The 14688-nt window shown below is 52.6% G+C and carries 10 protein-coding genes; 8 read left to right on the forward strand and 2 right to left on the reverse strand.

The window, feature by feature from the left end; all coding sequences use genetic code 11:
• The first annotated feature begins 21 nt into the window (after nucleotides 1-21).
• The 5 genes from MHI42_RS24690 to MHI42_RS24710 all read left to right on the forward strand — a co-directional run bounded on the left by MHI42_RS24690 (nucleotide 22) and on the right by MHI42_RS24710 (nucleotide 7370).
• The gene (locus MHI42_RS24690; RefSeq protein ID WP_340985269.1) at nucleotides 22-2496 is read left to right on the forward strand and encodes a glycosyl hydrolase family 65 protein; all 2475 of its coding nucleotides are present in this window, start codon (nucleotides 22-24) and stop codon (nucleotides 2494-2496) included.
• 910 nt (nucleotides 2497-3406) lie between these two features.
• Nucleotides 3407-5374: a heavy metal translocating P-type ATPase gene (locus MHI42_RS24695; RefSeq protein WP_342420936.1), complete on the forward strand. Its 1968-nt coding sequence runs from the start codon at nucleotides 3407-3409 to the stop codon at nucleotides 5372-5374.
• Nucleotides 5375-5572: 198 nt separating this feature from the next.
• Complete coding sequence (gene trxB / locus MHI42_RS24700; protein WP_039308607.1) at nucleotides 5573-6514, forward strand: thioredoxin-disulfide reductase; 942 nt, start codon at nucleotides 5573-5575, stop codon at nucleotides 6512-6514.
• Nucleotides 6515-6596: 82 nt separating this feature from the next.
• Nucleotides 6597-6830: a glutaredoxin family protein gene (locus MHI42_RS24705; RefSeq protein WP_039308604.1), complete on the forward strand. Its 234-nt coding sequence runs from the start codon at nucleotides 6597-6599 to the stop codon at nucleotides 6828-6830.
• A gap of 90 nt (nucleotides 6831-6920) precedes the next feature.
• Nucleotides 6921-7370: a GNAT family N-acetyltransferase gene (locus MHI42_RS24710; protein WP_342420937.1), complete on the forward strand. Its 450-nt coding sequence runs from the start codon at nucleotides 6921-6923 to the stop codon at nucleotides 7368-7370.
• A gap of 100 nt (nucleotides 7371-7470) precedes the next feature.
• Here MHI42_RS24710 and MHI42_RS24715 read toward each other — a convergent pair whose 3' ends face one another.
• Nucleotides 7471-7671 carry a hypothetical protein gene (locus tag MHI42_RS24715; RefSeq protein WP_342420938.1) on the reverse strand — a complete coding sequence of 67 codons (201 nt, stop codon included), beginning with the start codon at nucleotides 7669-7671 and terminating at the stop codon, nucleotides 7471-7473.
• Between the two features lie 228 nt (nucleotides 7672-7899).
• Entirely contained in the window at nucleotides 7900-9060 is a 1161-nt protein-coding gene (locus MHI42_RS24720) for an ROK family transcriptional regulator (protein WP_342420939.1), read from the reverse strand.
• Between the two features lie 457 nt (nucleotides 9061-9517).
• Here MHI42_RS24720 and xylA point away from each other — a divergent pair, with 457 nt between their 5' ends.
• The 3 genes from xylA to MHI42_RS24735 all read left to right on the forward strand — a co-directional run bounded on the left by xylA (nucleotide 9518) and on the right by MHI42_RS24735 (nucleotide 14521).
• Nucleotides 9518-10837, forward strand: coding sequence for a xylose isomerase (gene xylA, locus MHI42_RS24725; RefSeq protein ID WP_342420940.1), 1320 nt, complete (start codon nucleotides 9518-9520; stop codon nucleotides 10835-10837).
• A gap of 252 nt (nucleotides 10838-11089) precedes the next feature.
• Nucleotides 11090-12586, forward strand: coding sequence for a xylulokinase (xylB, locus tag MHI42_RS24730; protein WP_342420941.1), 1497 nt, complete (start codon nucleotides 11090-11092; stop codon nucleotides 12584-12586).
• A 378-nt stretch (nucleotides 12587-12964) separates the two neighbouring features.
• Nucleotides 12965-14521 carry a response regulator transcription factor gene (locus MHI42_RS24735; protein ID WP_342420942.1) on the forward strand — a complete coding sequence of 519 codons (1557 nt, stop codon included), beginning with the start codon at nucleotides 12965-12967 and terminating at the stop codon, nucleotides 14519-14521.
• Nucleotides 14522-14688: the final 167 nt, after the last annotated feature.

Below are 14688 nucleotides of genomic sequence, written 5' to 3' on the forward strand. Positions count from 1 at the left end.
AAATGGAGAGGAGCCAGACTAATGACGAACCAACCGGGAACAATCCATCTGGCAGGCCATTCCGGCCGCACACAGAGTAACAATGCTGCAAAACCTGCAGCCGGGGGCAGCGCGTTTGCCCGCGAGCAGGAGCTGGACCAGTATTTCACCTTCCGCGATGACGCGAAGGAGGTAGAGTTCAAGCGCCATGATATGCCGACCCCATGGCTGAACTATTTATCCAACGGCACCTTCCATACCATGCTGTCCCATGCGGGCGGCGGATTAGCCTTTTATAAATCCCCGCAGATCTGGCGGATTACACGCTATCGTTTCTTTCATCTGCCGACCGACCGCTCCGGCCCTTATATTTACCTGCAGGATGCCGGAACGGGCAGCTACTGGTGCCCTACCTATGAGCCTGCTTTTCAGAAGCCGCAGGAGTGGAAGAGCAGCCACGGCATGGGGTATACCCGCTTTGAAGCCGCGCAGGATGAAGTTTCGGCAAAAACCGTTTATTTTGTCGGACCTTACGAGAACTCGCTGATCTGGAATTTGACGCTGACTAACCATAGTACAGAGGTCAAGGATCTGAACGTGTATGCCTATGCCGAGTTTGGCATGATGGAATTCATGCGTGAGCTGCAATGGCAATGCTACAACAAGCATCAGGTGTCGGTGCAGTATCATGACAAGGAAGCCCTTATCTACAAGTACGGAGTTGAGAATCAGCCCAAGCCGGATGAGACGCCGCTGGTCTATATGATGTCGGATGCGCCGCTGGCCGGTTATGACGGGGACCGGGAGGAATTCATCGGCAGCTACCGAAGTGAATCGAATCCGGCTGCGGTTGAGCAGGGCGGCTGTACAGGCTCGACAATACTTGGCGGAGATCCTTGCGGAGCGCTTCAGGTTCAAGTGAGGCTGCAGCCCGGCGAGATCCGCACCGTGAACTTCTTCCTGGGGACGGCGATGAATGAGGCTGAGATCGAACAGGCCATCGGCCATTCCCGGGAGAAGAATTTCGTCACCCGTTCCTTTGCGGCGCTTAAGGAGAACTGGGACAGCTATCTGGGCGCCTGGAACTGCGAATTGCCGGATAAAGATGCGCAGCGCATGATCAATATCTGGAATCCGTATCAGTCGCAGCGGAACTTTCTTTTCTCGCGCAATATTTCGTTCTATGCTACGGGAACATTCCGTGGAGTAGGCTACCGGGATACCGCCCAGGATATATTGGCCGTAGCTCCATTAGATCCGGAGGCGGCCAAAGACAAGGTCCGCCTGCTGCTTGGGCAGCAGTATCAGGACGGGCATGTGAATCATTACTTTTTCCCGAATGAGGGCTGGGACCCGGTGACCAGTATTCACTCCGATGACCACCTGTGGACGGCGCTGGCCGTATGGGATATTCTCGCAGAGACTGGCGATGCCGGATTCCTGCAGGAGAGTTTGCCTTTCTATGATGGCGGGGAAGCACCGCTGTATGATCATTTGAAGCGTGCGGTAGACTTCACCGTCTCCCGGCTGGGGCCGAACGGCTTCCCGCTGATGCTCCGCTCGGACTGGAATGACCAGCTGTTCCGCGTATGCCGTGAGGGCAGAGGGGAGAGCATCTGGACGGCGATGCAGTTCGGAACCGTGCTGCTGCGCATGAAGGACCTGGCGGCGGCAGCCGGTCATCCGGAGCATGCGGCGGATTATGACAGGCTGTACGAGGAGCAGAAGCGGCTGGTGAACACGCTCGGCTGGGACGGCCAATGGTTCCGGCGGGCAGTCATGGATGACGGGCGTTATCTGGGCACCGCTGAGCATGACGAAGCCCAGATTTGGCTTAACGCCCAGACCTGGGCGACCCTGTCCGGCATGGGTGAGCCTGATAAAGCGCTCCAGGCCATGGACAGTGTCCGCGACATTCTGGATACGGAGCTTGGCATTAAGAAGCTGCACCCGTCCATTACCAATTTCCCCGATCCTGCAGATCCGCTGACCAATTACAACAAGGGGACAGGCGAGAACGGGGCCGTCTTCTGCCACGCCAATACCTGGGCGATTATTGCGGAATGCATGCTGGGCAGAGGAGATCAGGCCTACAAATATTACCGCCAGCTGATTCCTAATATTGCGATGGAGCAAGCCGGATTATGGCGCTATAAAGCGGAACCGTACGTCTATGCCTCCAACCTGTTCGGACCGGAATCTGACAGATTCGGGCTGGCGAATGTATCCTGGCTGACCGGAACTGCTGCGTGGATGTATGTAGCCGCTACGCAGTATATTATGGGCATTAAGCCCGTACTCGGCGGACTTTCGGTTAACCCGTGCATCCCTTCTTCTTGGGAGGGCTTTTCCGTTTCCCGGAGATTCCGCGGCTGCTTGTATGAGATTACCGTGAAGAACGAGAGCGGTGTCTGCACAGGCGTCAAGGAAATCCGTGTTGACGGTGAACTGCTGGCAGGTACGGTAGTGCCTGTCTATCCGGATCGTAGCTCGGTGAAAGTGGAGGTTCTACTATAGTTGTAGGCAGAGCTTAATGCATACTCAAAAGTGTCCCGCCAGCTGCACCAGCAGAATTATGGCGGGCATTTTTTTATCCCTCGAAATAGCAATTATCCTCAAATTCTCCGTCACGGGATGCTGCGGCGGCCGGAAATAGCAGTTGGATTTTCTCCACTTGCTGATGAACGAAGAGCGTCTGCTGAAACAGCAGTTGGATAAACAGCACTTAAATCGCTGCGTATGAGCTACATGAAGGTAAATGAACTGAATTAAATGCCTTTTTTCCAATTGCTTGCTTGAAATCATTCCATTCGTCCGAATTAAGATACGTTTTTCCACTTATATATGCTGAACCTAAGAATGATGACCTGCCGATGGATGAACCCCTTGCTACCCAAGGGTTCCGCACATGCAGCAAGTTGGATACTTAAGTTCACACTATGTAGCATCATATGGGCGGTCTCTCATAACAGCACTCAGCAGCCGGCTTATGCAAACTCCACACACCCTTTCGTTCGCACCACCAGCGCCATTCTCAGCAGCCTCCATAATTTCCTCAAAACATCCCTCAAAACTTTCCCCAACCGGCGCGCGGGCTTTGCTCAAGGTGGTGGTCAACCCTCCGAAAAAACAGGCTTGTTTCCAGGTTTACTTTTACGTCGGGCGTGATATAGTATAGCTATAAGTTGCATTGAGGAAATATAGTTGCATTATCACAACAATGATTATCATTCTCATTTAACATGCTGTCCCGGCTAAGCCGGGGCAGCATGTGTCATTTTAAGGGTCTTAATAATGGCTCTCATTCTCAGTCGAGTCATAATGGTTCTCATTCTGCTTTCATTCTCAGTTGCGCATAATGGTTCTCATTCGGCTCTCATTCTCATGTATGCCTCTTATACAACTACAATCAGGAAGGTGATTTATAATGCAAGCAACCTCGAAACAAATGCCCAAATCCGTCGCGCGTCAAGGAGGCGCTAAGCAGCCGCGGACGCCGGAGCCGCGACGCTTCGATCCGCTGGCTATGATCTCAAATGCCGAAATGCAGGCAGCGCTCGGAAGCGGGCTGATGATGCTGATCGCCTGGGCCGCCAGCGGCTGGTCTGAGACGATATCCGTAATTCTCTATGTGATCTCCTATTCGATAGGCGGCTGGATCAAGGCGAAGGAAGGCGTGGAGACGCTGGTCAAGGAGCGCGATCTGGATGTCAATCTGCTGATGATTGCCGCGGCTCTAGGCGCAGCTTCCATCGGTTACTGGAATGAAGGCGGGATGCTAATCTTCATCTTCGCGCTGAGTGGCGCGCTCGAGAGTTACACGATGGAGCGCAGTAAGAAGGATATCTCCTCGCTGCTGGCGCTCAAACCTGCCACGGCTGTGCGCATTGAGCAGGGGGCAATGAATGAGGTGGCGATTGATCTGCTGGCCATCGGAGATCTGCTGCTGGTCCGTCCCGGTGAGCTTATCCCTGCAGATGGCAAGGTATGCCGCGGGGAATCCTCTGTCAATCAGGCGTCCATTACCGGAGAATCGCTTCCCGTGGACAAAGCAGCCGGAAGTGAAGTGTTCGCCGGTACAGTGAATGGTGAAGGCCCGCTATATATTGAAGTTACCAAATCGGCAGAGAATACTTTGTTCGCCAAGATCATCCGGATGGTTGAAGAAGCCGAGAATGAAGTGCCGGATTCACAGCGTTTTATCAAACGGCTTGAATCCGTCTATGCCCGCGTTGTAGTAGCCGCAACGGCCCTGTTGATCACTTTGCCGCCGTTTCTGCTGGACTGGAGCTGGAGCAATACCTTCTATAAAGCAATGGTCTTTCTGGTAGTGGCTTCTCCGTGTGCACTCGTATCCTCCATTATGCCGGCCATGCTGTCGGCCATCTCGAAGAGTGCGCGCAAAGGGATTCTCTTCAAAGGCGGTGTCCACCTGGAAAATATGGCACGAACCTCTGTAGTTGCTTTTGACAAAACGGGTACATTGACGGAAGGGGTTCCGCAGGTAACGGATTTCATTGCCGGAGAAGGTTATGGACGTGAAGAGCTGCTGTCCGTCAGTGCTTCGATTGAGAAGCTGTCCGGCCATCCGCTCGCGGAAGCGATTGTTGCACTTGCTGAAGCTGAGCAGGTAGAGCTGCACGACATAGAAGAGAGCAAATCGGTTACCGGCTGGGGGATTGAGGGGACCATTAACGGCCAGCTGTGGCGGATCGGCAAGTCCAATCTGCTGGATGAAGTGGACGGCGCTGAACCGCAGGAGGGTTCGGAAGACTGGAGAGCGCTGCGCAGCCGACTGGAGCAGGAAGGGAAGACAGTATCGCTGATTCTCGCCGGAGACACCATCGCCGGAATGATTGCGCTGCAGGATACGGTGCGTCCCCAGGCGGAGACGGCGGTGCGCAAGCTGCAGGAGCTGGGCATTAAGGTAGCGATGCTTACCGGTGACCGTGAGGCCACCGCACAGGTGATTGCCGGGAAGACCGGAGTGGACCTGGTATTCGCCGGTCTTTTGCCGGAAGATAAGGTATCGCATATCAAATCGCTTCGTGAACAATACGGCCATGTGATTATGGTGGGTGACGGTGTTAATGATGCGCCTGCGCTGGCTACAGCAACGGTTGGTATGGGGATGGGCATGAAAGGCAGCGGAGCTGCGCTGGAGATTGCCGATGTGGTGCTGATGAACGATAATATCGAGGAGATTGCTTCTACAATTGCCCTGGCCCGCCGCACGCAGCGGATTGTGAAGCAGAATATGATTTTTGCCGTGACGGTGATAGCTACACTGATGATCAGCAACTTTGTACAGGGGATCGCGCTGCCGTTTGGCGTGGTGGGCCATGAGGGCAGCACCATTCTTGTAATCCTTAACGGACTGCGTCTTTTGCGCTAAAAAAAGCCGAATACGCCGTTTAACCGGCCCAGCCAAATATTTAATTGCTTAAAATTGAATTGTTCACAAAATAGGAACGTTTTCACCGTGTCTGGCATATTGACATATTCCCTTGAGATGATCATAATAAATACTACATTATAATAATTTTAATTAAGAAATGGCGTCTTTGCCGTCCATCTCAAGGAGGATATAATCATGTACAAATCAATTATTGTAGGTACTGGACCGGCCGGATTGACGGCTGCCATATACTTGGCCCGGGCGAACCTGAGCCCGCTCGTTATTGAAGGTCCGCAGCCAGGCGGACAGCTTACAACTACAACAGAGATCGAGAATTTCCCAGGATTCCCGGAAGGCATTTTGGGTCCGGATCTGATGGATAATATGCGCAAGCAGGCTGAACGTTTCGGAGCACAGTTCGTTACCGGCTGGGTGAACAGTGTAGAGCTGGGCGAACGTCCGTTCAAGCTGAATGTAGAAGGCATGGGTACACTGGTTACAGATACATTGATTATTTCCACCGGCGCTACAGCGAAATATCTCGGGATTCCCGGGGAGCAGGATAATATCGGACGCGGTGTCAGCACTTGCGCAACCTGTGACGGATTCTTCTTCCGCGGCAAAGAAATCGTGGTTGTCGGCGGCGGCGATTCGGCGCTGGAGGAAGCGGGCTTCCTGACAAGATTCGCGTCAAAGGTAACCCTGGTGCACCGCCGCGAAGAGCTGCGTGCCTCCAAGATTATGCAGGACCGTGTACGCGATAATGCCAAAGTTACCTGGGGACTCAACCGTACGCCTGTTGAAGTTATTGCCGGAGACAAAGGTGTGACTGGCCTGAAGGTGATTAACAATGAGACCGGTGAAGAAGAGTTCATTGAAGCCAGCGGTGTATTCGTAGCTGTAGGCCATCATCCTAATACTTCTTTCCTGGGCGGACAAATCACTACGGATGCTAACGGCTACATTGTGTCGAATCCCGGAACCTCCGAGACGAATATTCCCGGCGTGTTTGCTTGCGGTGACGTGCAGGATACCCGTTACAGACAAGCGATTACGGCTGCAGGCAGCGGCTGTATGGCGGCGATGGATGCCGAGAAATATATCGAGAGCCTGGAGCACAGCGCGGTTATTCTGTAAGATTCCATTTGGAATAGAAGGCACTCCGGTGCTACAATAGATCACAGATTCTTATACTTACAAATTAGGAGGAAATCATACTATGGAGAATGTAATTGTGTACACTTCAACCAATTGTCCGCATTGCCGTCAGGTGAAGAGCTTCCTGAACGATAAAGGTGTAGCCTACGAAGAGCGCAACATCGAGCAGAACGATGATTATGCACAGCAGGTATGGGATATGGGAATGAGAGCTGTTCCTATTACGGTTATCGGTGAGTTCAAAATCGTCGGCATGAACAAAACCAAGTTCGACAAGGCTTTGGCTACGATTTAAGGAATAGCTGGCCGGACTTAAGGAGAATACAGTAGCCGCTTCCCTCCGGAGGCGGTTTTTCGTTGTCCTGAATGAGAGGAGAAGGGTAACTTGTTAATCAGCTTAAAGAATTACTGGGACAGCGATGCCGTGAAGAGCCTGCTCGCAGAATGTATGTGGGCGGATGATCAGAGAGTTAACGAAGAGCTGAAGAGATACCTTGCTGCGGAGGGCTGTGAGCTGTTTGGCTGCTTCATTAACGGGGAACTGGCCGGAATCACAGGAATCAGCTGCGCTGCTGCACCTGAGGTGGAGATCAGACATCTGGCTGTCCAGAAGAATTGGCGCGGACGCACCATTGGCAGCAACATGATCGCAGAAATTTCCGGTTGGGAGCAGGTAGAGCTGCTGAGGGCAGAAACGGATCAGGATGCGGTAGGCTTTTATAGCAAGGCAGGGTTTGAGATTCACAGTCTGGGAGAAAAATATCCGGGGGTTGAGCGGTTTGAGTGTGTACTGCGCACCAGAGGAACAACGGATATATCAAAAAGCAGTCATTGAATCCAGGCTGCTTTTTGTATTTCCTGCTAGAACAGATACATGAAGGGGATACAAGATACCGCTGTCTTGCAAGCGTGAACCCCGTTTGGAGGCCGCTAGGCTAAGTATGAGTAAACGACATGACAATTTGAAAAACAGCATATATGGCAATGCCGCTGCTAATAAGCATGAATCCGGATTTCTTCCTCGATTGGAACAGGCGCAGGACGCCAAGGCTGATGAGTGGGGCGATAATAAGCAGCAGCAGCAGCACGGTGATGAACATCTTCGCCGAAATATCTGACGTATCAACATAAGTCATGGACGCTCTCTCCATTCAGAAAAAGGGGTATGGTGATAAATGTCACACGTATATCCTTATTATATAGGATTGCTATTCCTTTTAGTGCAGGAAATGCGGCTGCAAATGCGGCAATTTTACGAAAATATAAGAGCTTATATGTTCTACGCTAAAATCATCCTTCTATTTCTCTCTAAAACGGGTGCCCTTCTAAAAAAGGAAGGCACCCGTTTCTACTTGTCAATATGTCTATAGGGTTACCCGGATGTTGCCGAGAAAGTGCATGACTGCAGAAAAGCCTGCACCAATCATCGTTCCGCGGCTGCCCAGCCTGGAAAAAGTGATCTCAAGCTGCTGCTTGTGGTAAGGAAGCGTACGCTCGGCTACTACCCGGCGCAGCGGCTCGCCCAGCCACGGTTCGGCTTCAGACAGAGCACCCCCAATGACAATCAGCTCCGGATTGAAGCTGTTGATCAGATTAGTGACTCCGATGCCCAGATATTCCCCAATGGAGTCAAAATGGCGCAGGGTATCCGGCTGCCCCTCCAGCGCATACGCCACCAGTTCGGTAGTGGTGCGGGCAGGCAGGGAAAGGCCGGGATTATCATACGTTTTCTCCGAAGCATAGAGCTCCCAGCAGCCCCGGCTGCCGCAGCTGCAGGGCTTGCCTTCCGCCTCAATCGTCATATGCCCGGTCTCCCCGGCGTATCCGCGTGCGCCCTTATACAATTCTCCGCCGATGATGATTCCGGACCCGATCCCCGAGCCTGCACTGATATACAGCAGATGGCGCACATCTCGCGCCGCCCCGAAGTTCAGCTCCCCTTGTGCCCCGGCATTGGCTTCATTGTCAATGGTGACCGGAACCGCGAAGGCGCTTTCCAGAATCGACCGCAGATCGACCATTTCCCAGCCAAGGTTGGGCGCAAACAGGACGACTCCGTGTTCATCCACCATTCCCGGCACGCCGACTCCGATGCCGACAATGCCATAGGGCGAAGGAGGCGCCTCGGCAATCAGCTCCGAGATCATCTGCTGCATCTGCCCCAGTACATAAGGGAAGTCGTGGGCCTCCAGCGCACAATCCCGTTCATGAAGAATACCGCCTCCCAGATTGCAGAGCACGGCCTTAAGCTGTTTAACACGCAGCTCGATCCCGATAACGCTTCCGGCCATTTCGTTGAAATGCAGCATAAGCGGCTTGCGTCCCCCGCTGGATTCTCCGGGACCGGCTTCGGTAACCAGCTCCTGCCCGCAGAGCTCGGCGACTAGATTGGAGACCGTAGCCTTGTTAAGACCTGTCATCTCGGACACCTTGGCCCGGGAGACGGGGGACTGCATACGGATCGTATGTAAAATAATCGATTTGTTGATTTTTTTGACCAGCGCCTGATCACCGGTAACTTTCAAGAAGCACACTTCCTTTTTTGAAATATAAGACTATCCGGCCTGCTGAGTACGGCACATAACAATGAGGAAAGGCACTCAATCAGGGCGGAGCTTATAGGTTTCGGTTTTCCCGCATACGTAATGCATTAAGCCTTGAAGCAGCGCTTACGCGGAGAAGGTATGCCATTTAGTCTAGAATGAAGAGCGGCAAAAAGCAACTAGATTAACGTCCGGGTGAGGCGGGGAAATTACAGTTATACGCATAGGCTGCACTGCCGGAGGGTACTTTATGTTCAGCATCATCAGGTGAAAATAAAGCGAGAAGAGAGAGGCTGCTCTGCCCGGCACAGAATAAAAAACAGGCAAAATAAAAGTTCTCAAAAACTTTGTTTAACCAATATACAAAGTCCTGAAGATGTGATAAGATGTTGCTGTAAACGCTTGCGGGCGAAGCAAAATATCGAGGAGGATTTTACAAATGGCTTATTTTGAAACAGTGAGCAAGATCTCTTACGAGGGAAGCCGTTCCACTAACCCTTACGCATTCAAATTCTACAACCCTACAGAAATCGTTGCCGGCAAAACTATGGAAGAGCACCTGAAATTTGCAATGGCATATTGGCATACATTAACAGCTGGCGGTTCCGATCCGTTCGGCGCTGAAACTGCAGTCCGCGCTTGGGATAAGCTCAGCACACTGGACAAGGCGAAAGCCCGTGCAGAAGCAGCATTCGAATTCATGGAGAAGATGGATCTGCAGTACTACTGCTTCCATGATGTGGACATCGCTCCTGAAGGCGCGTCCCTGCGTGAATTCTACAGCAACATCGATACAATCGTAGATATCCTTGAACAAGGCATGAAGGCTTCCGGCAAAAAATTGCTGTGGAACACAGCTAACATGTTCACCAACCCGCGCTACATGCACGGTGCAGGCTCCACTTGCAACGCTGATGTGTTCGCACACGCTGCTGCACAAGTGAAGAAAGGTCTGGAAGTTGGTAAACGTCTGGGCGCTGACAACTATGTATTCTGGGGCGGCCGTGAAGGTTACGAAACGCTGCTGAACACCAATATGAACCTTGAGCAGGACAACATTGCCCGCCTGTTCAGCATGGCTGTTGACTATGCTAAGGAAATCGGCTTCGATGGCCAGTTCCTGATCGAGCCTAAACCGAAAGAGCCTACCAAACACCAATATGACTTCGATGCAGCAACCTGTATCGCATTCCTGCAGAAGTACAACCTGGATAAGCACTTCAAGCTGAACCTTGAAGCTAACCATGCCACACTGGCCGGCCATACGTTCGAGCATGAGCTGCACGTAGCCCGTATCAACGGCATGCTGGGATCGCTTGATGCGAACCAGGGCGATCCATTGCTCGGCTGGGATACCGATGAATTCCCTGCAAGCATCTACGATTCTACCCTGACTCTGTATGAAGTACTGAAGAACGATGGTCTGGGCAAAGGCGGAATCAACTTTGACTCCAAAGTACGCCGTCCTTCCTTCGAGCCTGAGGATCTGTTCCTGGCACACATCTCCGGTATGGACGTATACGCCAAGGGTCTGAAGGTAGCTGCCAAACTGCTGGAAGACGGCGTATTCGAGAACTTCATTGCTGAGCGTTACAGCAGCTTCAATGAAGGTATCGGTGCGGACATCGTATCCGGCAAAGCGACACTCGCTTCGCTTGCTGACTATGCACTGAACAACGAAAACCCGCGTCCGAACAAGTCCGGACGCCAGGAACTGCTGAGAGCTACACTTAACCAGTACATCCTGACAGTAGAGTAAGACTGCACCGGATTTGCGGCAGCTGCCGCAGATTCATCAGAGGATAAACGCAACGGGGGTTGCTGAAGAGAGCATTCTTCGGCAGCCCCTTTTTATTGGTGGAGAATAGATGTGTAAGGCGGAGAATGGCTGATGCACAGGCTTCAGTAATATGGTTAATGCTTCATATAATTAAGCAGATGCTTACAAAGCGGGTTTTACTTGAAGTGAATTCAGGAAGCAGAAGCTCGCAAAACTTTTAGGAGGATAACTATGAAATATGTAATCGGTGTCGATCTCGGAACCAGCGCAGTGAAGACTGTATTGGTAGATCCCCAGGGCAAAGTTGCGTTCGAGCACTCTGAGGCTTATCCGCTCAGCAGACCCCAGCCGAACTGGAGTGAGCAGAATCCGGAGGATTGGGTTAAAGGGACAATCGTCAGCCTGAAGCGGCTGATGGAGGTATCCGGTGTAGATTCTTCGCAAGTGGACGGAATCAGCTTCTCCGGCCAAATGCACGGACTGGTGCTCGTTGACGGCGAAGGTAAGGCTTTGCGTCCGGCGATCCTGTGGAACGATACACGCACAACAGCCCAGTGCCGCAAGATTGAGAAGACGCTTGGCGGCAAGCTGATCGAAATTGCCAGAAACCGCGCGCTGGAAGGCTTCACGCTTCCGAAGATTCTATGGGTTCAAGAGAACGAGCCGGAGGTAATGTCGCAGGCTGAGCTGTTCCTGCTGCCGAAGGATTATGTGCGTTACCGCCTGACCGGTGACTATGCTATGGATTATTCAGACGCAGCCGGAACCCTGCTGCTCGACGTAGGCTCCAAGGAGTGGAGCCCGGAGATTGCCGAAGCCTTCGGTCTGCCGCTCTCTATCTGCCCTAGACTTGTGGAATCCTTCGAGCAGACCGGAACCCTGCTTCCGGAGATTGCCGAAGCTTCCGGATTGCTGCCTTCCACCAAGGTGTTCGCCGGTGGTGCAGACAATGCGTGCGGCGCACTCGGTGCCGGAATTCTGGGTGAAGGCCGGACGATGTGCAGTATCGGGACTTCCGGAGTCGTGTTGTCTTATGAGAGCAACAAGGATCTTAACCTTGAAGGTAAAGTCCATTTCTTCAACCATAGTGAGAAGGATGCCTTCTATATCATGGGCGTTACACTGGCGGCGGGCCACAGTCTGACCTGGTTCAAGGAGACTTTTGCCGCTGAGAAGAGCTTCGACGAATTGCTCCAGGGCGTAAATGAAATCCCGGCCGGAAGCAGCGGCCTCTTGTTCACACCGTATATCAGCGGAGAACGTACACCGCATCCGGATGCGAACATCCGCGGCAGCTTCATCGGCATGGATTCCGGCCATACACTGTCCCACTTTACACGCGCTGTGCTGGAAGGCATCACCTTCTCGCTGCGTGAATCGATTGAGATTGTACGTGAATCCGGCAAAGAGATCACTGAGGTGGTGGCGATCGGCGGCGGCGCCAAGAATGAAGCCTGGCTGCAGATGCAGGCCGATATCTTCGGCGCTTCAATCATCAAGCTGGAGAGTGAGCAAGGTCCGGCGATGGGCGCGGCGATGCTCGCTGCTTACGGAGCCGGCTGGTTTGAATCGCTGGGAGCGTGCGCGGAAGCCTTCATCCGTCCGGCTGAAACCTACACTCCTAATGCAGAGCAGGCTGCAATCTACGACGGCATCTTCGCCTTGTATCAGGATGTTTACGGCCAGACCCGCGAACTGAATGAGAAGCTGGCTTTGTATCGTAAATAATTTAGTGTAAAATATAAACTATCCCATATTTTAATGAACTTGTATAAGTTGAACTTAATTCCATACCAAAAGGGCTATAGTAACGGAGGGGAATTTTGGAACTGGAAGGAGCGGTAGCGTCCGCCTGAAAACTTTCCGCAGGAAAGCTCGCTCCGGAAGCATCATCAGTCTGCGGATTTCAACCGCGAACAGCGGTACAAATCAAGAAATCTGCAGACGGGCAGCGGCCGGAAGTTCAAAATCCACGCAGTTACGGCCGCAGTCTCCATTGGAATTATCTCTAGTTCAATCAATACAGTCGTATATCCAGCACTTAATGTCTGCCATTCCTCACAGGGTGGCAGCTGTTTTCTTTTTAAATAAGGGGGTGAACCCATATTGATCAAAGTACTGATTGTAGATGATGAGCCCAAGCTAAGAGAAGGGATGCGGACGCTGATCCCCTGGGAAGAAGAGGGATACACCGTAGTGGCAACAGCGGCGAACGGATACGAAGCATTGGACAAGTTCCATGCGCTCGCGCCCGGCCTTGTGATTGCTGATATCCGCATGCCCGGGATGGACGGTCTGGAACTGATCTCCGAGCTCCGCAAAGAGAGCCCTAACTGCCATGTGCTGATTCTTAGCGGCTATGCCGACTTTGAATATGCCAAACGGGCGATTGCCTACCATATCGACGGTTATTTGCTTAAGCCGGTCGATGAGGAGGAATTGATCAACTATCTGCAGGAGCTGCGGGAGAAGATAAGCCTGGAGGAACGGATCAGCGAATGGCAGGCCACGGAACCGGCGCGGACCACTGAGGTATTGTTGCGCGAGCTGCTGCAGCCGAAGGAAGGCGGAGAGGCTCCCGCAGAAGCAGCGGATCAGCTGGGTCTCGAAGGATGCAGCTGCGAAGTGGTATTGCTGGAATTGAAAGGGCTTAACAAAGGCGAAGACAGCCGTGAGGAACAGGTGAAGAGCCTGATGGAGCGGCATTGGCTGGAGGAGGAAGAGCGCGGGTTATTCTTCACGCTTCCCCCGTACATGGGAATCCTTATGAAGGAACCGCTTGCAACTGACAGCGCCCGGAATTCGCTGTGGCAGGAGCTGCATTATATTACAGCGAAGGAAGGACTGGAGTTTCAGGCGGCGGCAGGCGGTGCAGCCGGCCGGCCGGAGGAAATCTGCCAGTCATTTGCCACGGCACGTGCGCGGCTGGACGATGCTTTTTTCGGGCAGAAGGATACGCTGCTCAGCGGAAAGCCGGACAACTGGAATGAACCCGTGAAGAGGCCCGGAGAATTCGAGGAGGATCCGGACCCGGAGCGGGATGTGGAGGTACAGCTGCTGCTTGCTGTTGAGGCCGGAAGCGGTGAGGTGGCCCGCGGGCTTATAGGGCAAATTGTCCGCCAGCTGGTTCATGCCCGGCGCGAAGAAACTTATATCAAGGATAACCTGATGCGGATTGTCAGCAGTACCATTGCCCGTCTGGAGGCAGCGAATCCGGACATCCGTCCACTGATTGCCGGTCAAGCCTCGCCTATGGGTGAAATGTACAGCAGTGCTAACCTGCATGATGTGGAGCAGCTGGTATCAGCTTATATGGAGCAAATTTCCGGGCTGATCGGCAGCGGCGGGCGCGGAGATGAAATCAAGCGGATCACGGACCTGATCCAGCGCCGCTATAATGAGAATTTGAAGCTGGGCTCGCTTTCCGAAATTTTCAACTATAATAGCGCGTATTTGGGCAAAATGTTCAAGAATCAGGTGGGAGAACACTTCAACACGTATCTGGATAAAGTCAGAATTGAGAAAGCCAAGCAGTTCCTGACCCAAGGCATGAAGGTCTATGAGGTTGCAGAGCGGGTCGGTTATATGAACTCCGATTATTTTAATGCCAAGTTCCGCAAATATGTCGGAGTATCCCCGTCGGCCTACCGCAAAGAGAATTAATATCCCGGCTGCCGGGCAGGCCCGCGAGCAGCATGGGCGGTTAGAACTGTGAACTTGCCGAACGTTCAGCGTGAGGCTTATGATATACAGGCTGTTCCCTATCTGCAGAGGATAAGGGGAGCAGCCTGTTTTCCATTGAACGGAAGGGGGAAGTGTTATTAAGAAGC

The sequence above is a fragment of the Paenibacillus sp. FSL E2-0178 genome (genome assembly GCF_038593005.1).
GTDB classification, from domain to species: domain Bacteria; phylum Bacillota; class Bacilli; order Paenibacillales; family Paenibacillaceae; genus Paenibacillus_AQ; species Paenibacillus_AQ phytohabitans.